The organism is Rugamonas sp. GW822-FHT03B10 (genome assembly GCF_058801745.1).
On record NZ_JBXANP010000013.1, the window covers coordinates 141416 to 159996 of the forward strand.

Below are 18581 nucleotides of genomic sequence, written 5' to 3' on the forward strand. Positions count from 1 at the left end.
GAGAGGCAAAGCCACAATGGAAGCAAGCAGCAACCCGATCACCGTCCTGCTGGTGGACGACCACACCCTGTTCCGCAGCGGCATACGGCTGCTGCTGCAGCGCAACCCGGAGTTCGCCGTGGTGGGCGAGGCGGCCGACGGGGTGGAGGGCATCAAGCGGGCGCAGCAGCTCAAGCCCCAGGTGATCCTGCTGGACCTGAACATGCCCGGCATGTCGGGCGTGGAGACGCTGCAGCTGCTGTTGCAGGACTGCCCGGACAGCGCCGTCGTGATGCTGACCGTGTCCGAGGATGCGCACGACCTGTCGGTGGCGCTCAAGGCCGGCGCCTCCGGCTATCTGCTGAAGAACATCGACGCCGAGTACCTGACGCGGGCGATCCGGCGCGCGGCGGCCGGCGAGACGGTGGTGGCCGAGGCCATGACGGCCAAGCTGGTGGCCCAGCTGCATGGCGGCGGCGAGGCGCCGGTGGCGTCGGAGATCGACAAGCTGACGCCGCGCGAGAAGGAGATCCTGGCCTGCCTGGCGCGCGGCGAGAGCAACAAGCTGATCGCCCGTTCGCTGGACCTGGCCGAGAGCACGGTCAAGATCCACGTGCAGAATGTGCTGAAGAAGCTGAAGCTGAGCAGCCGCGTGCAGGCGGCCGTGTTCGCCGTCGAGCACCGTTTGCTGGGTGCCGGCGGCGAGCGGTAGGCAGGGGGGAAGGGCGGAACAGCGGGAATCTTGCCCGTCGTACCCGCGGCAGCGGGTAGCCATGGAACGCCAGCGTCACTACAGCGCTGGCGTGGCATGGGTTCCCGCCTGCGCGGGAACGACGATGGGCATGGTTTAACCGCCGCAGCAGCCGCCGCAGCAACCACCGGATTTTTCGGCCTGCGCGCCGGAGCGGGCCGTGTAGCCGGCGCGGGCCAGGCTGTTGATCAGGTAGGGCTGCGACGTGTGGCGCTCGTCGAACTTGAGGCTGGCCTCGCTGTTGAGCAGCGACACGCGCACGTCGCTGACGCCGGTGATGTTGTTGAGTACGAGCGTGACGAGGTCGGCGCAGGCTTCACCGTTCATGCCGTCGATTTTCAAAGTAGCGTTTTGCATGGCGAACTTCCTTCATAAGAAATCAGGGGACGTCGCGGACGATGTGGTTGACCGTGGCGCCGTCGGGAAGTTGTAGCGTAAGGGAACTGGCGCGCCGCGTCGATACGCGAACGGGCGTTGCGGCCGGTAAATTTGTTTTCCTTGATGCATATCATCCGCTCGCGCGCCCTGTCTTCACAAGGCTTGCGCCCGCGCACACAATGTGCGGGCCAGTCTGCAAAAGGGAGGCTGGCCGCGCGGGCGGACCTTCGGGGCCGGCGGCCCGCAACCTTAGCATCTGCGAGTATCGACTATGAGCCTGTTACACATCGACGAACCCCTGCCGGCCAGCACGCCGGCGCCGTGGCAAATGGCCCATCCGCTGTGGCGGATGGGCTTCCGTCCGTTCTACCTGCTGGCGGCCATGTTCGCCGCGCTCAGCATCCCGCTGTGGATCGCCCAGTATTTCGGCTGGCTGCACGCGGCCCGCATCGACATGGGCTGGCACATGCACGAGATGGTGTTCGGCATGGTGACGGCCGTGGTGATCGGCTTCCTGTTCACGGCGGCGCGCAACTGGACCGGCCTGTGGACGCCCGTGCGCGGCCATCTGGCGGCGCTGGCCGCGTTGTGGCTGGCCGGCCGGCTGGCCATGCTGTGGGCGCCCGCGCCCGTGGCGGCCGTGGTCGACTGGCTGTTCCTGCCGCTGGCCACCTGGCCGCTGTGGCGCGTGATGCGCCAGTCCAACAACAAGCGCAACTACTTCCTGGTTGGCCTGCTGAGCCTGCTGGCCGTGGCCAACGGCCTGTACCACCTGGCCACGCTGGGCGTGCTGGGGCTGGCCCAGGCCGTGCCGGTGCGGGCCGCCATCCTGGTGGTGGTGGTGATGGAGTCGGCCATCGCCACCCGCGTGCTGCCGATGTTCACCCGCAACGGCGCGCCCGGCACCGACCCGCTGGTGCGCCCGCTGCGCGACCGTATCTCGCTGGGCCTGCTGGCCGCCACCAGCCTGGCCTGGGTGGCCGGCCTGCCGGGCTGGCTGACGGCGCCGCTGGCGCTGGCCGCCGGCGCCCTGGTGCTGGTGCGCCTGGCCGGCTGGCAGCCGCACAAGGTGTGGCATGTGCCGCTGCTGTGGGTGCTGCACCTGGCGTACGCGTGGATCGGCGTGGGCTGCTTCCTGCTGGCCGGCGCCGCCCTCGGCTGGCTGCCCACCAGCGCCGCCTTCCACGCGCTGACGGTCGGTTCCATGACGGGCCTGATCATCGGCATGATCACGCGCACCACGCTGGGCCACACGGGCCGTCCGCTCAAGGCCGGACGCGCCGAGTTCGCCATGTTCGCGCTGATCCAGACCGGCGCGCTGGTGCGCGTGGCCGCCGCGCTGGCCACCGACGGCCTGCGCGACGCGGCGCTGCTGCTGAGCGCCGGCTGCTGGACGCTGGCCTTCGTGGCCTACGTGATCGTGTACCTGCCGTACCTGGGCAGCGCCCGGGTCGACGGCGCGGCCGGCTGATTTCGGCGATTCAAGCGGCGGCGTCCGGCGCCGGCGCCTCTGGCGGCGCCCGCTGCACCGAGCCGATCGCCATGCCGGGGTGGTAGAAGTGGTAGGCGCCGCGGCCGCTGGCCTTGGACACATACATGGCCGCATCGGCATGTTTGAGCAGGGTGGTCGCGTCGGCGCCGTCGCCCGGGTAGCTGGCGATGCCGATCGAGGCGCCCACCTCCAGCGTGTGGGCTCCCAGCACCATGGGCCGGCTTAGGCTCGACAGTAGCTTCTCGGCCAGGTTGACGTAGGTGACGCCGTCGTCCACCTGTTCCAGCAGGATCACGAATTCATCGCCGCCGATGCGGGCCACCGTGTCCGAATGGCGCACGGCCTGGCTCAGGCGCTGGGCCACCTGCTGCAACAGCTGGTCGCCGACGTCGTGGCCCAGGGTGTCGTTGATGGGCTTGAAGCGGTCCAGATCGATGAACATCACGCCCATGCCGCGCCCGTCGCGCTCGGCCACGCTGATGCCCTGACTCATGCGGTCGAGCAGCAGGGCGCGGTTGGGCAGGCCCGTGAGCGGATCATGGAAGGCCAGATGGCGCAGATGGGCGTCGCCGGCCCGCAATTCCGTCACATCGTTCGATACGCTCACGTAACGCAGCGGCTTGCCGCGCTCGTCGCGCACCAGCGAGATGCTGATCCACTCCAGATACGACTGGCCGTCCTTGCGCCGGTTCCAGATTTCGCCGCGCCAGTGTCCGGTGCTCGCCACTTGCTCGAACAGGGCGCGGTAGAAGGTGGCGTCGTGCCGGCCCGAGCGCAGCAGCCGGGGCGTGTGGCCCACCACTTCCGCCGCCTCGTAGCCGGTGACGGCCGTGAAGGCCGGGTTCACGGAGACGATGGTGCCGTCGATCTCAGTCACCATGACGGCATCCATCGTATGCCGGAACACGCTGCCGGCCAGCGACAGTTCGCGATTGGCGTCGCGCAGCGCGCGCTCGGCCCGCTCACGCGCGCGCACGCTGCGCAGGATCAGCCAGCCCATGGCCGCCAGCACCAGCGTGGTGGCCGCCATGGTCGCGAACGTGGCCTGGCGCTGGCGCTGGACGCCGGCCAGGATCTCATCGAGCGGCAGGGCGGCCACGAAGGTCAGCTGGAACTGGGGCAGCTTGCGGTAGCCGTACAGACGCGGCACGCCGTCGAGCACGGCCACGCGCCGGAAATTGCCCTGCGGCGCGGCGCCGGGCGCCAGGTAGGGTGCCGTGGGCAGGCTGCGGCCCATGTACTCGCGCCAGTCGGGCGCGCGCGCCATGATCTCGCCGCTGTCGCGCACCATCAGCGTCACGCCGCGGCGGCCCATGGACAGGGTGTCGTAGAAACGGCTGAACAACTCCGGCGCCACGGAGATGATGATCACGCCGTCGAACCGGCCGTCGCGCAGCAGCGGGCGGGTGAACTGCAGCGACCATTTGCCCGACACCCGCCCCAGCACGGGCTTGCTGATGAACAGCCGGCTGGCGCTGGCCTGCTGCTGGACCTTGAAGTGTTCGCGGTCGGCCAGGCTGACCCGCTCCTGGATGCGCTGGATCGACGAGTACACCATCAGGCCGTCCTTGTCGGCCACGGCCACCTGCAGCGCCACGTCGTCCAGGTCCTGCTGGTGGCGGGCGATGTCGGCCGCGAATTCATCGGGGCGCAAGGTCCAGGTGCGGGCCAGTTCCAGCAGGATCATGTCGATGCGTTTGATGGTCGACAGCGAGTTCTCCGCGTAGGCCTGGGCCAGCGCCCGCATCTCGACCTCGGCGCTGGCCGTGTCCAGTTGTTCGCGCCGGTCCAGCGCGACCAGCGCGAAACCCCACAGCGCGGCCAGCGCCACCAGCATGAACACGGCGAACTGCAGCCGCAGCGCGCCGGCGCCGTGCCCAAGGCGGTGCGCCTGACCGGGGTGCGGACGGTCGGGCGAGGACGGGGATGACGCGGCCATCTTGCTCCTTTCAGCGCCGGCGGGCCGGCGCCTGTCACCGCGCGGCCCGGCATGCCGGGCGCGACGATGTTGGATCATAGAAACTATTATTGCATTGCAAGCATCAATCGTACTGTTGAATTGTACTGGACACAATGATTTTCGGCGCGCGGATTGACTTCAGGGGCCGGTCGTGGGCGAAATTGTAACAGTGGCGGCCTGGCGGGGCTGTGGCGCGGGGGGCCGGCGCATGGCGGGGGCGGCCGGCGGTGGGGCAGTGGGGCGGTGCGGCGTGCCGGCGCCCGGAACCGGGTCCGGGCGGGAGGCGGGGCGGCGCGGGCCGCCCCGGATGGCTTACAGTTTGTAGACGGCTTGCAGCGACAGCGCGCGCGGCGCCATCGGCAGGTCGTGGGGCAGCGCCACGCCGGGCGCCAGGCTCGGCTCGCGCACGTCGGCGTCGAACAGGTTGCGCACCGAGAGCGTGAAGTTCCACTGCTCGCGGCCATGGCGCGTCGACAGGCTCAGGTCCACCGTCTTGTAGTCGGCGATGGGGACGCGCGTGTCGCCGGCCGCGCGGTGGCGGTCGGCCACCCAGTTCAGCTGCGTGCTGAGCAGGTAGGCGCCGGCCACCTGCCAGTCGGCGCGGCCGAACAGGTGGTGGTGCGGCGCGTAGCCGGCGTCGCGGCCGGTGGCCAGGTCGGTCGACTTCTGCCACGCGTAGTTGCCCAGCAGGCGCAGATCGCGGTTCACCGTCCAGCTCGATTCCAGCTCCAGGCCGTGGCCGGTCTGGTCGCCCGTGTTGGCGTAGGTGGCGCCGGTGCCGGCCACCGCGTTGGGCACGGTGCGGATGATGTCGCGCATGTCGTAGCGGTAGAAGGTGGCGTTGACCTGGGCGTCGGCGCGCGCCTGCCAGGCCAGCGAGGCCTCGGCCGTGCCGTTGGTCTCCGGCCGCAGGTTGGGGTTGCCCAGCGCGACGGGGTTGGTGATGCTGTAGCTCTCGTTGAACGAGGGCGCCCGGAACGCGCGGCCGTAGAGCAGCTTGGCCGTCAGGTCGAACGTGGCGTCCCACACCAGCGCCAGGCGCGGATTGGTGGTGCCGCCGGCGTCCGAGTAGCGGTCGTGGCGCACGCCGGCCGTCAGGTTCCAGTCCTTGGCGAAGTTCCATTCATCCTGCAGGTACACATAGTCGAGCCGGCGGTGCTGCGGGAAGATGAAGGGGTTGGTGTCGGAGAAATCGACCACGGCCGGCAGCGGGATCGGCATGCCGTTGGGCGCGTAGGTGAAGTTGCGCGTCTCGTGCGTGTGGTACATATTGAGGTCGTCGTGGCCGAGGCCGATCCGCACGCGGTGGCGGTCCACGCCGCTGTAGTCGGCGTAGGCGGCCAGCCGCACCTGGCGTTCGGTGGTGTCGGGCCCGCCCAGCATGCCGTCGGGGAAGGCGCCGCTCGGCAGCACCGTGCCCGGCGGCAGCAGCTGGAAGTCGACCGGGATCTGCTGCATGTACTGCAGCGTGTTGATGCTGGCGCCCAGGCCCCAGTCGGGACGGAACTGCGGATCGGCCCAGCTCAGGCCGGTCGTGATGCGTTCGCTCTTCTGCTTGCCCACGGGGTCGAGCGCCGAGGCGATGCCGGCGCCCGTGCCCAGGTCGTCGCGCAGCTTGTAGCCGAAGCGGGCCTTCCACTTGTCCAGGCCCAGTTCGAGGTTGGCGTCGACCGCCTTGTTGCCGACGTTGACGGGACCCGGCGCGTAGCTGGCGTGGGTGCCGAACAGGAGGTCGTTGCGGGTCTGGGCGTCGGCGTCGATGATGCTCTTGAAGCCGTCCGTCTGGCCGACGCGCACGAAGGCGGCCACGTCCACCGGACCGGCCTTGCCGCCGTGCTGCAGCCAGCCGTCGTAGGTGTGGAAGGCGCCCACGCGGGCGCCGATCTCCGTGCCGGCCACCTCGGCCGGGCTCTTGGTGATGATGTTGATCACGCCGGAGAAGGCGTCCGAGCCGTACAGGGCCGAGCCGGGGCCGCGGATGATCTCGATGCGGGCGATGTGCTCGACCGGATAGCCGCCCCACAGGTTGCCCTTGTTGCCCTGGTAGATGGTGGTGATGGGCACGCCGTTCTGCATCACCAGCAGCTGCGGCAGGTAGGCGCTGAAGATGCCGCGCACCACATACAGCGGCGAATAGTTGTTGGCGCTGCGGGCCACGTGGATGCCGGGCACCGTCTCCAGCACCTGGTCGAGGTCGGTCGCGCCCATGGCGGCGATGTCGGCCGCCGTGATCACCGAGGCCACGGACGGCGCGCGGCGCAGGGCCTGCACGTTGCCGGTGGCGATGCTGACGCTGTCGTTGTCGCCGTACACCAGCGTCAATTCCTCTTCCTCGCTGGACGGTTGCGCGTGGGCCAGGGCAACGGGAACGGTCAGGGCGGCTGCCAGGCAGAAACGGTACGCATGCGACGACTTCAAAATCGTGTCTCCTGTGGTGATGATTTTTTGCATTGTAGCGTGCCCCCATCGGCAAATGTTCAAAATATGCATCATCCGATGGCGGCGCCGGGCCACGGACGGCGCGCCAGACCGGCGTAGGCGACCGCGTCGCAGGGCGTGGCGAACAGCACGCCCTCGGGCTTTTCCGCCGCTTCCACCACGCAAGGCGGCATGCCTGCGAGGAAAGTGGGGATGCGCAGCAACTGGTATTCGCGCGCCGACAGGCCCATGTCGGCGATCAGGGCCGCATGCAAGGAAGCGTAGTTCATACGCAACTGTGGGTAGTGCGGAAGCAACACTTTCTCGACCTCGAACGCCAGCCGCACGTGCGGACCGTCGGCCAGACCGTGTTCGCGGGCCAGTTCCATGATCCACGGCAAGCGCTCGTCGGTCGCGTGGATCGGGCGGCCGTAGCCGTACACGCGCCGGGCCCTGGCCTCGGCCAGCACCAGCGGCGCCAGCGCCGCGCCGCCGTCCACGGCCGCGCGCATCGCCTGCAGGAAGGCGATGGCGCGCATGCCGGCCTGGCCGCCGTACACGGTGGCCTCCGACACGGCCAGCGCGGCCACGATGCCGAGGTTGGCGCTGCTGCGCGCGCTGCCGGCCAGCGCCGCCACGCGGTTGTTCCATAGGCGCGCGTCCGGATAGCTGGTGCAGACCCAGATCGCGTGCAGCATGGCCACCTGGGCCGGGGTCAGGCGCCGGCCCGTGATGCCGAACACGTACAGGTCCACCCAGTCCAGTTCGCGCAGGTCGCGGTGCAGGTCGTGGCCGCGGAAGATGGCGTGGCTGCCGGGGTAGCAGGCGCCCACGCCGGTGGCCAGGCGCCCGGCGTGTTCGCGCAGCAGGTCGGGGCCGGTCATGCGGCCTCCGCGTCGTGGGCGGCCAGCTCGACCGGATAGAAGGGGAAGCGCTTGAAACCGCCGTGCTTCTGTTCCAGCGCGTGCGCGGCCGCGCCGGGCAGGCGCAGCAGCAGGTACAGCATCTCGCCCTCGTCGGGCGACAGACCGAGGTCGCACAGGGCGGCGGCGGCCACGCCGCTGATGGCCAGCGGCAGGCCGGCCAGCGCCGGCAGATGATCGAGCTGTTGCAGCAGCCAGCCGGTGTAGCCGTGGCCGTTGTCGCCGCCCAGCGTGACCAGGGTGGCCAGCAATTGCCGCACCACGGTCGGCGTCGAGGTGCCGTGCGGGTCGAAGCCGGGCAGGCGCGCGCTGCGCGGCCACGGCTCGATGGGCGCGTCCGCCTGGTCCCGCTGGTGCTGGCGCCAGGCGGCCAGGTCGGGGCCGCACGTCTGCCACAGCACCATGGCGTCGTACACGTCGCGCGCGCCGCCGTGGCGGCCGGCGCCCACCGACAGCGCCGCGATCAGGCTGGCGGCGGCCGTCGAGCCGCCGACGGCGCCGCACATGGCCGCGTGCACCGAGGCGTCGCGCGGGCCGGGGTTGGCCAGCGCCACGGCCAGCGCCTCCAGCATGGCCAGCGCCGACGGCGGCGCCTGCTCGTCGCGCAGCAGCAGGTACAGCATCTCGACCCAGCGCGCGCGGCCGACCAGTTGGCCGAACACGTCGTAGCCGCGGCACAGCGCGTTGCGGGTGGCGAAGGGATTGTCCGGTTCCGGCGTCTCGTGCCAGATGCGGGTGTGGATCAGGTCGGCCGCGTCGGGCCGGGGCGCGGTCGCGGTCATAGCAGGCTCATCCCCCCATCGACGACGATCTCCTCGCCCACCATGTAGGACGCGTCGGCGCTGGCCAGGAACAGGGCGGCCTTGGCCACCTCGTCGGCGCTGCCGAATCGGCCGCTGGGCGACTTGGCCGCGATGGCCTGCTTCTTGGCCGCCGCCACGGCGTCGGACAGGCCGAGGCGGTCGAACATCGCGGTGTCGATGGGGCCGGGGCTGATGGCGTTGACGCGCACGCCGCGTCCGATGAGTTCCAGCCCCAGCGACTTGACCAGCGAGCGCAGGGCGGCCTTGGCCGCGCCATACACGCTGAAATGGGGCGAGCCGAGGCGGTTGGTGATCGAGGTGGTGACGATCACGCTGGCCGGGCCGTCGAACAGCGGCAGCGCCTTCTGGATGGTGAAGAACACCCCCTTCAGGTTGACGCCGATCTGCTCGTCGAAGCCGGCCTCGTCGACCTGCTCGATGGGCGCCGGGCTGGCCACGCCGGCGTTGATGAACAACACGTCGAGCCGGCCATAGCGCCGCTTGACGGCGGCCATCACGGCGTCGATCTCGTCCAGACTGCCCGCGTCGCTGCGCAGCACCAGCGCCTGCCCGTCGAGCGCGGCGCCGGCCCGCGCCAGGCCGTCCGGGCTGCGGCCGGTGATGGCCACCTGCGCGCCGTGGGCCTGGAACAGCCGGGCGCTGGCCAGGCCGATGCCGCTGGTGCCGCCCGTGATCAGCGCCACCTTGCCGGCCAGTTTGCCGTGCGCCTGCGCCTGCAGGCCGTCGGCCAGAAACAATTCCGCCTTGCCCATCGCTTACACCCCTTCCTGCAGCACGCGCAGACGGCTGTTCATCGGCGGCACTTCCTCGGGGTCGATGTGGACGTCGAGCAGCGTGGGGCCGGGGTAGTTGCAGATGGCCTTGATGTCGAGCGCCGCCATGTCGGCCGGCGAATGGATGGTGTGGGCGCGTCCGCCCAGCGAACGGGCCAGCATGGCGAAGTCGGTCGGCGGCAGCGCGTAGCCGATCTGCTCGGCGCCGCCCAGGCGCTGGCCGTGCTTGACCATGCCCAGCGCGCGGTCGTTCAGCACCACGAACACCACGCACAACTGCTCGGCCACGGCCACCGAGATCTCCTGGCCGCTCATCAGCATGCTGCCGTCGCCCGTGATGCAGACCACGGGCGCGTTCTGGTTGCCGGCCGCCGTGCCCACGGCCGCGCCGATGGCCCAGGCCATGGGCGCGAAGTGGGTGGTCAGGCGCAGCCAGCCGCCGTTGCAGGCGCGCTGGTCGCCGCCCGCCGCGTGGGCGCGTTCGCCGCCGGCCATCCGGCGGTCGCGCGGCTGCAGGTAGTGGGTGGCCCAAGCCACGCTGTTGCCGGCGTCGGCCAGGTAGCGCGTGGCGGGCGGGAACAGCCGGCCCAGGTCGTGCATCAGGCGCTGCGGTTTGATCGGCGTGGCTTCGCTGTGGAAGGCGGCCGGCGCGGCCAGCAGCGATTCCGGGTCCCAGCTGAGGGCGGCCAGCTCGCGCGCGGCCACGCGCCGCTCGACCGCCACGTCGGCCTGCTGGCGGTGCGCGAGGATGCGCTCGACCAGGCAGTCGAAGATGGAGCGCAGGTTGCCGCGCATGTGGAAGCGCGCCATCGGCGTGCGTGCCAGGTGCTCCTCCGATTCGTCGATGTGCACCAGCCGTTCGTTGAGCAGGCTGTCGTTCCAGCCGCCCGTGTTCCATTCGCCCATGCTGGCGCCGACGGCCAGGATCAGGTCGACGGACGGATCGCGCAGCGCCGCCTCGGCCGACGCGTGGCCGGCGAAACCGAACACGCCGCGGTACAGCGGATGCTGGGGACTGACCAGTCCCTTGCCGTCGGGCGTGGTGACGAAGGTGGCGCCCTTCAGGGCCGCGAACTGCAGGATGGGGTGGATGGCGTCGCCGCAGTCGCCGCCGATCAGCAGCACCACGTTGCGGCAGGCCGCCATCATGCTGCGCAGGGTCTCCACGGCCTGGCTGTCGACCAGCGCGGACGGGCGCAGCAGGGCCGGCAGGTCGTAGGCCGGCGCGCTTTGCATGCTGGGCGCGCGGAACACGTCGACCGGCACGCTCAGGTGCACGGGACCGCGCGGCGCGCGGGTCGCATGCTGCAGTGCGGTAAGCAATTTCCACTCCAATTGCAGCGGATGCGAGACCAGCGAATTGTAACGTGTGCAGGGGCGCAGCATGCCCATCACGTCGATGCCGGTGCAGGTCGATTCCTGCAAGGTGTGCTTGCCGAACGAGGGCAGGGCGGGCTGGCCGGTGATCACCAGCATCGGCACGCCGTTGGCGTAGGAGGTGGCCACGGCCGTGATCAGGTTGGTGGCGCCGGGACCCGAGGTGGCCACGCACACGCCGATCTTGCCGGTCTCGCGGGCATAGCCGTCGGCCATGAAGGCGGCGCCGGCCTCGTGGCGCGCGACGATGTGGCTCAGACGGCCGCCGCGCCTTTGGTTGCGGGCGATCGCGTTGTACAGCGGCTCGATGGCGCCGCCGGGAATGCCGAACACATAGTCGATTTCCAGCTGTTCCAGGTAGGCCACCAGCAGGTCGGCCATGTCCATCGGTTCGGCGCTGCGCAGGGGGGCGGTGGCGAGGGGGCGGCGGGCGGGGACGGTCTTTTGTTGCTCAAACTCAACTGCGTCAAACATGTAAAGCTCCTTTGAATAGGCGATATCGGCTATCCGGGTGAGCCGACATGAAATAGCGATACAGCAACTACATTTGTTTCGAAGTAACGAATAATTCCAAGACGCAATGATAGCGTAAAAACAAAGGATTTGTGACATTCTGTGAGAATTTAGGAGAGTTATTCTAGTTGAACTATTGAAAAAACAGGTTTTTCATAGTGCGGTGCAGCATGCGCGTGCCTGTCGCGCAATTGCAACTATCGGCGCGCGGGAGGGGCGGACGTGGCGGGAGGGGGGGGCGACGCGGCAAGGCGCGGAAAGCCGCGACCGGACGCGCCTGGGGCGCGCCGGCCGGGCAAAGCTGGGCCGGCTGGCGGGCGGTGACGGGGGAGGCGGTGGACTGTGGGGGCGGACGGCCGCGCCGGCGGGCGGCGCGGGACCGCGTCAGGCGCGCACGGCGCCGGCTTCGTGCTGGCGGATCAGGGCCGCGAACTGGGCGGCCGGGATGGCCGGGCTCAGATGATAGCCCTGCAGCAGGTCGCAATGGCGCGCCTGCAGGAAGTGCAGCTGGGCCGCCGTCTCCACGCCCTCGGCCACCACCTCCAGCCGCAGGCTGTGGGCCAGGGCGATGATGGCCGTGACGATGGCCGCGTCGTCGGCGTCCTGCGGCACGTCGCGCACGAACGAGCGGTCGATCTTGATGATGTCGACCGGGAAGCGCTTGAGGTAGGACAGCGACGAGTAGCCGGTGCCGAAATCGTCGATCGACAGGCGCACGCCCAGCGAGCGCAGGCGGTGCAGCGCCGTCAGCGTGTCCTGCGCGTTCTCCATCAGCGTGCTCTCGGTGATCTCCAGCTCCAGCAGGTGGGGCGCGAGGCCGGTGTCGGCCAGCACCGCCTCCACCGCGCGCGAGAAATCCTTCTGCAGCAGCTGGCGCACCGACAGGTTGACGGCCACGCGCAGCGGCGGCAGGCCCTCGCTGTGCCAGGCCTTGAGCTGGGCGCAGGCGGTGCGCAGCACCCAGTCGCCCAGCGGCTTGATGATGCCGGTCTCCTCGGCCAGCGGGATGAACTCGGCCGGCGACACCATGCCGCGCTGCGGGTGGTGCCAGCGCACCAGCGCCTCCATGGCCACGATCTGGCCGGTGGCGATGTTGGACTGCGGCTGGTAATACACTTCCAGCTGGTCCAGCTCCAGCGCGCGCCGCAGGTCGCTCTCGAGCCGCACGTGCTCGGAGATCGACTGCTCCATCGACGCCTCGTAGAACTGGAAGCCGGTGTTGGTCTTCTTGGCGCGGTACATGGCGCTGTCGGCGTGCTTGACCAGCGTGGCCACGTCGGCGCCGTCGTGCGGATACATGGCGATGCCCACGCTGCTGGTGACGAAGATGTCGTGGCCGTCGATCTGGAACGGGGTGGCCAGCATGCGGCAGATGTTGTGGGCGGCGGCGGCGGCCGCGCCCGGGCCATCGAGGTCGCTCAGCACCACGGTGAATTCGTCGCCGCCGAGGCGGGCCACGGTGTCCACGTTGCGCACGCTGTGGCGCACGCGCTGGGCCACGGCCTGCAGCAGGCGGTCGCCGACGTCGTGGCCGAGGTTGTCGTTGACGTACTTGAAGCGGTCCAGGTCCATGAACAGCACGGCCACCTGGCCGCCGGCGGCGCCGGCCGCCTCGACGCTCTGGCCCAGCAGGTCGAAGAACAGGGTGCGGTTGGGCAGGCCGGTCAGCAGGTCGTTGAAGGCCAGGTGGCGGATGCGCTTCTCGGCCCGGTTGCCCTCGATGATGCGGCGCACGCGCTGCGACAGCACGGCGTAGTGGATCGGCTTGGGGATGTAGTCGCTGGCGCCGGCCGCGAACGCGCGCTCGACCGAGGAGTTGTCCTGCAGCGCCGTGATCATCAGCACCGGGATGCCGCTGCCGCCCGGCAGCTCCTGCATGCGGGCGCAGGCCGTGAAGCCATCCATCACCGGCATCACGGCGTCCATCAGGATCACGTCGGGCTGGAAGCGCTTGAGCATGGCCAGCGCCTGGGCGCCGTCGGCCGCCTCCTCGACCCGGAAGCCGTCGCGCTGCAGCGTGTAGCGCAGCGTGCTGCGGGTGCTGCGGTCGTCGTCGACCACCAGCACCTGCGGCATGTCCTCGTCGCCCAGCGCGCCGACGGCCGTGGCGCCGCCCAGCTGGGCGTGCAGGAAGTCGGCCACCTGCTGGTAGCTGGCGTGCAGGCGCGGCAGCAGCGGTTCGATCTCGGCCACCTTGTGGGCGATGGCCAGTTGTTCGGCCTGCGCCGCCAATTGCGCCAGCTCGCTCGCGCCCAGGTTGCCCGACGAGCCCTTGAGCGCGTGCGCGCGGGCCCGGGCCGTCTCGATGTCGCCGCCGTGGACGGCCTGTTCCAGCTCGTCGAGGCTGGCGGGCGCGTCCTCCAGGAACGGGGTGATGGCGTGCGGCAGGGTGGCGCCCAGGATGTCGCGCAGCTTGTCGAACACCTCGGGGTCGACCGGGGACGCGGACGCCGGGTCGGCGCCGGCCTGGCGCTCGCGTTCGGCCTCGGCCTCGGCGCCGGCCGCCGGCGCGGGCGCGGGCGCGCCGGCGTGGGCCGCCGCGTCGGTCCCGTGCGGCAGCCATTTCTCCAGCTTGTGGCGCAGCTCGATCAGGGTGATGGGCTTGGCCAGGTAGTCGTCCATGCCGGCGGCCAGGCATTTCTCGGCGTCGCCGCGCTGGGTGTTGGCCGTCATCGCCACCAGCGGCGTGCGCCGGCCCTGAGCCTCCTCGGCCAGCCGGATGTGGGCCGTCGCCTCGTAGCCGTCCATCTCCGGCATGCTGCAATCCATCAGGATCAAGTCGTACTGGCCGCGCTGGGCCGCCTGCACGGCTTCGCGGCCGTTGGCGGCGAATTCGCACACGCAGCCGTTCATGGCCAGCATGCCGGCCGCCACCATCTGGTTGGTGCGGTTGTCCTCGGCCACCAGCACGCGGAACTGGCGCGCCGGCGGCGGGCCGGCGTGGCTCAGTTGCTGCGGCTCGGGCGCGGGCCGGCCGGCCAGCAGCGTGCGCAGGGCCGCCAGCAGGCGCTCCTGGCGCAGCGGCTTGCCCAGCGTGGCGTGGCCGCCGATGGTGGTGCCGCCGGCCGGCGGGCCGAAGCGGTCCAGCACCAGCAGTTGCGCGCCCAGGCCGGCGGCCTCGATGCGCCCGGCCAGGTCGGCCCCCTCGTCGTCGGTGGCGGCCATGTCGAGGATCACGGCGCGGTAATGGTGGCCGGCGGCCGCCGCCGCCTTCAATTCGCCCAGCGCCGCGCCGCCCGACGCCGTGGCCTGGCAGCGCACGCCGTGGCGTTCGAGCGCCTGGCGCAGGAAGGTGCGCACCAGTTCGCTGCCGTCGACCACCAGCACCGGCACGCCGGCCAGCGCGGCGTCGGCCGGCGCGGCCGGCTGGGCGGCGGCGGGCCGGCAGCGCACGGTGAACACGAAGGTGGTGCCGGCGCCCGGCACGCTGGTCACGCCGATCTGGCCGCCCAGCAGGCCCACCAGCTGTTTGCAGATGGCCAGGCCCAGGCCCGTGCCGCCGTAGCGGCGCGTGGTGGACGGGTCGGGCTGCACATACGATTCGAACAGGTGGCGCTGCACGTCCAGGCTCATGCCGATGCCGCTGTCGCGCACCTCGAAGCGCAGGCCGGCGCCGTCGCCGACGTCGGCCGGCGTGACGCTGAGCGCGACCTCGCCGTGCTCGGTGAACTTGACGGCGTTGCCGAGCAGGTTGATGAGGATCTGGCGCAGCCGCAGCGCGTCGCCCGTGATGCGGGCCGGGACGGCCGCGTCCAGCAGGTAGGCGATCTCCACCCCTTTCTGCTGGGCCGGGCGGGCCACCAGCTCCACCACCTCCTCGAGCAGCGTGCGCAGGTCGAAGTCGACCTCCTCCAGCGCCAGCTTGCCGGCCTCCATCTTCGAGTAGTCGAGGATGTTGTTGATCAGATCGATCAGCGTGCGCGAGGAGTTCCAGGCCACGTCCACGCATTCCTGCTGGCGTTGGTTGAGGCGCATCTCCTTGAGCATGTCGAGCATGCCGACCACGCCGTTGAGCGGGGTGCGCACCTCGTGGCTGACGGTGGCGGCGAACTGCGCCTTCATCTGCGCCATGTTGACGGCCGCGTCGCGCGAGTCCATCAGTTCGGCCTCGCGCTGTTCGAGCACGTTCATCATCTTGTTGAAGGTCTGGCCCATCTCGATCAGGTCGCGCGGCCCGGCCGGCTTGGCGCGCATGCCCGATTCGCCGGCCTCGGCGCGCCGCATCAGGGTCGACAGCGCGTTGAGCGGATTGATCATGTGGCGCGTGAGCAGGCGCACCAGCAGCAGCAGGATCACGGCGAACGACAGGCTGATGGCCAGGTTGCCCAGCAACAGCGACAGCGTCAGCCGCTGCAGCGTGCCCTTGCCGAACTGCACGTGCACGTAGCCGAGCAACTGCGGCTGGCGCTCCTGCAGCTCGAACGGCGAGGCCTCGGCCTGGCCGCCGAACACGGGGGCGGCGAACAGCCACGCGTCCGCGGTCTCGCTGACCAGGTCCGGGTGGGCCGGGCTGGCGCCGCGGCCGGCCGCCGCGTCCAGCGTGGCGCCGCCCTGCACCTTGGACAGCAGCACCTTGTGGCGCGCGTCGCTGATCTGCACCCCCACCACGTCGGGGAAGGCGAGCGTGGCGCTGACCACGTCGCGCGCGTTCTCGGGCGAGTGGAACAGCAGCGCGAGCGTGCTCTGGCGGGCCAGGTTCTCGGCCACGCGCTGGCCCTGGCCGATGAAGTGCTCACGCATGCGCGAGCGCGCCTCCCACGAGTTCATGAACGACGAGAACAGCGCCAGCACCAGGATGGCGGCCGAGACGATGACGGTCAGTTGATGCTGGAATCCGGTGCGGCGTAAGTAATGACGAAACATATTAACCGTGCTCAGGAGTCGAAGGGGAGGCTAGCGTTTCACGGCTGGGGATAGACGAAGTCGAAGCTGCGCTGCTGGCGCGAGCCCAGGTTCAGGCCGATGTGGCTGGCCGTGCGCACGTTGATGGCCGTCTGCAGTTCGCGCAGCGGCGTCAGGCTGCGCCGCCGGTTGTCGCCGGCGATCACGCCCAGCGCCGAACCGCCGAGCGTGCGGCCCAGTTCCACGTTGTTGGGCACCATGGCGAACAGCGCGCCCTTCTTGACGTGCAGCGCGTTGCTCGAGAACAGCGGCACGCCGCTGTTCCACGATTCGCGCAGCACCAGCGGCAGGATCGTGCCCTCCTCCACGGTGGTGGTGTCGTGCGGCAGCCAGACGGCGTCGTGGCGGTTGTCGGCGGCCGCGATCAGCTGCGGATAGAGCTGGGCCGCGCGGGCCAGGTCGCCGGCCACGTGGGTCGACAACTCCAGCCCCTGGGCGCGGGCCGCCTCGCGCGCCAGCTTGATCAGCCACTCCGATTTCTGCGGGTTGTAGACCACGATCACGCGCTTGAGCTCGGGCAGCAGCGCCCGCAGGCGCGCGAACAGCAGGGCCGGGTCGGGCGTCATGCTGATGCCGGCCACGTTGTCTGCGTCCGACAGCAACAGCACGCCGCCGGCCAGCACCGTGATCTCCTTGTCCAGACCGGCCGTCGCGTTCAGGCCCTGGCGGCCCAGCGCGATCACGACGCGCGTGCCGTTGCGCTTGAGCGTGTTGTTCAGGTCGGCCGTGTCCACCTTCGGGTCGACCGGATAGCTGCGCACGTGCAGCTTGGTGCGCTCCTCGATGCCCTGGATCATGCTGACGAAGGCCGAGCGGAACGGCTCCTCCACGTTCGGGTACAGCACCGCGATGGTGCCGCCCTTGCCGATCGAGGCCTGCAGCTCGGGCCGGCGCAGCTGGTCCTCGAGCTGGGCCAGGGTGACGGAACGGTAGGGCGCCGGCACGTTGCCCGACTCGATGCGGTCGATCAGGGCGCCGACGTCGGAATGGACGTGGGCGCCGGGCAGGTCGACGATGGAGGGCTGCCCGGCGCGCTGGGCGCCGGCCTGGCCCGTCGCGCCCGCGCCGGCCAGGGCCAGCAGCAGGGCGATGCAGGCGCGCACGCGGCGGCCGGCGGGGAAATTGATGTTGTTCATTCAGCTGTCGGTTGCCGTCCCATGCAACGTGGGACCAAGGTACGCCGTAGTATATATGCTGATGCTAGTTAAACTAAAGGAAATTTGTTGCCAAAAAACATGAGCAACATGGCACGTTTAAGGTTCGGGAAATAGTGCATCAAAACTACGCTGTTGGCTAGCGGAAATATTCAACCCCATGTGGCTGGCGCTGCGGGTGTTCAGCGCCGCGCGCACGGCCCGCAACGGCGCCACGCCGCGCCGCGCCGGGTCGCCGTTCAGGCGCGCCAGGGCCAGCGTGGCCAGGTCGCGGCCCAGTTCGAAATTGTTGGGGTAGAGGGCGAACAGCGCGCCTTTGCGCACGTGCAGGACGCTGCTGGAAAACAGCGCGATGTTGCGATTCCACGACTCGCGCAGCACCATGGGCATGATCACGGCCTCGTCCACGGTGAGCGGGTCGGGCGGCAGCCAGATGGCGTCGCGCCGGCCGTCGGCGCCGGCCAGGGCCGTCTCGTAGCGGCGCACGGCGCCGGCCAGGTCGGTCGCCTCCAGCGTCTGCAGCTCCAGCCCCTGGGCCCGGGCCGCCTCGCGCGCCAGCTTCATCAGCGGTTCGTTGTGGCGCGGATTGTAGACCACGATCACGCGCCGCACGCCCGGCAGCAGGCCCCGCAGGTGGGAGAACAGCAGGGCGGGGTCGGGCGTGAGGCTGATGCCGTTCAGCTTGTCGGCCTCGGGCACGGAACTGACGCCGCCCACCACCATCCCCAGCGGCAGATCGAGGCCGCTGGCCGTCTTCAAGCCCTGCCGGCCGAGCGCGATGACGACCCGGCAACCGTTGTTTTTCAGGGTCGACTGCAATTCGGCCGGGTCGGCGCTGGCGGCCACCGGGTAGCCGTGCACCCGGGCCTGGGCCTGGTCTTCGATGCCCTCGAGGATCTCCGTGAACACTTTGCGGTAGGGTTCGCCGATGTCCGGGTACAGCACGGCCAGCGTGCCGGCCGCCACGTGCGGGCGCCGGGCCGGCTCGCCGGCCTGCGCCAGCGCGTCGCCGTGCACGCCGCGCGCGGCCAGGTTGTCGGGCAGGCGGTCGGCGCGGGCGGCGGGGGCGGCCAGCGCCAGCGCGCCGGCCAGCAGCTGTCTCTTCTCCCCACCTCCGCACCCCCGAGAAAAAACTGT

General features: G+C 70.3%; 12 protein-coding genes. 2 read left to right on the top strand and 10 right to left on the bottom strand.

Going from position 1 to position 18581, the window contains the following annotated elements:
• The first annotated feature begins 16 nt into the window (after window positions 1–16).
• Window positions 17–691: a response regulator gene (locus tag AC1RQG_RS19970; RefSeq protein WP_493133877.1), complete on the top strand. Its 675-nt coding sequence runs from the start codon at window positions 17–19 to the stop codon at window positions 689–691.
• A 135-nt stretch (window positions 692–826) separates the two neighbouring features.
• Here the strand turns inward: AC1RQG_RS19970 and AC1RQG_RS19975 are convergent, their stop codons facing one another.
• Window positions 827–1087, bottom strand: a complete 261-nt coding sequence (locus AC1RQG_RS19975; protein WP_493133879.1) for a heavy-metal-associated domain-containing protein — start codon at window positions 1085–1087, stop codon at window positions 827–829.
• 292 nt (window positions 1088–1379) lie between these two features.
• On the opposite strand from AC1RQG_RS19975, the gene AC1RQG_RS19980 reads away from it, so the two are divergent.
• Window positions 1380–2579, top strand: coding sequence for an NnrS family protein (locus AC1RQG_RS19980; protein WP_493133881.1), 1200 nt, complete (start codon window positions 1380–1382; stop codon window positions 2577–2579).
• Between the two features lie 10 nt (window positions 2580–2589).
• Here the strand turns inward: AC1RQG_RS19980 and AC1RQG_RS19985 are convergent, their stop codons facing one another.
• The 9 genes from AC1RQG_RS19985 to AC1RQG_RS20025 form a co-directional block, all read right to left on the bottom strand.
• A complete protein-coding gene (locus AC1RQG_RS19985; RefSeq protein ID WP_493133883.1) occupies window positions 2590–4539 on the bottom strand; it encodes a diguanylate cyclase domain-containing protein in 1950 nt (649 codons plus the stop codon).
• 333 nt (window positions 4540–4872) lie between these two features.
• Window positions 4873–6978 (bottom strand): TonB-dependent receptor plug domain-containing protein, encoded by a 2106-nt coding sequence (locus AC1RQG_RS19990; protein WP_493133885.1) that lies wholly within the window; start codon window positions 6976–6978, stop codon window positions 4873–4875.
• A gap of 71 nt (window positions 6979–7049) precedes the next feature.
• The gene (locus AC1RQG_RS19995) at window positions 7050–7862 is read right to left on the bottom strand and encodes a citrate synthase family protein (RefSeq protein WP_493133887.1); all 813 of its coding nucleotides are present in this window, start codon (window positions 7860–7862) and stop codon (window positions 7050–7052) included.
• Window positions 7859–8683, bottom strand: a complete 825-nt coding sequence (locus tag AC1RQG_RS20000) for a citrate synthase family protein (protein WP_493133889.1) — start codon at window positions 8681–8683, stop codon at window positions 7859–7861. Before AC1RQG_RS20000 ends, AC1RQG_RS19995 begins: the two co-directional genes overlap by 4 nt.
• Window positions 8680–9477, bottom strand: a complete 798-nt coding sequence (locus AC1RQG_RS20005) for an SDR family oxidoreductase (RefSeq protein ID WP_493133891.1) — start codon at window positions 9475–9477, stop codon at window positions 8680–8682. The genes AC1RQG_RS20000 and AC1RQG_RS20005 overlap by 4 nt, the downstream gene beginning before the upstream one ends.
• A gap of 3 nt (window positions 9478–9480) precedes the next feature.
• Window positions 9481–11349 (bottom strand): thiamine pyrophosphate-binding protein, encoded by a 1869-nt coding sequence (locus tag AC1RQG_RS20010; RefSeq protein WP_493133893.1) that lies wholly within the window; start codon window positions 11347–11349, stop codon window positions 9481–9483.
• A gap of 423 nt (window positions 11350–11772) precedes the next feature.
• Entirely contained in the window at window positions 11773–16251 is a 4479-nt protein-coding gene (locus AC1RQG_RS20015) for an EAL domain-containing protein (RefSeq protein ID WP_493133895.1), read from the bottom strand.
• 38 nt (window positions 16252–16289) lie between these two features.
• Entirely contained in the window at window positions 16290–17426 is a 1137-nt protein-coding gene (locus AC1RQG_RS20020; RefSeq protein WP_493133897.1) for an ABC transporter substrate-binding protein, read from the bottom strand.
• Window positions 17427–17543: 117 nt separating this feature from the next.
• On the bottom strand, window positions 17544–18581 hold a 1038-nt coding region (locus AC1RQG_RS20025), incomplete at its 5' end, for an ABC transporter substrate-binding protein (protein WP_493133899.1).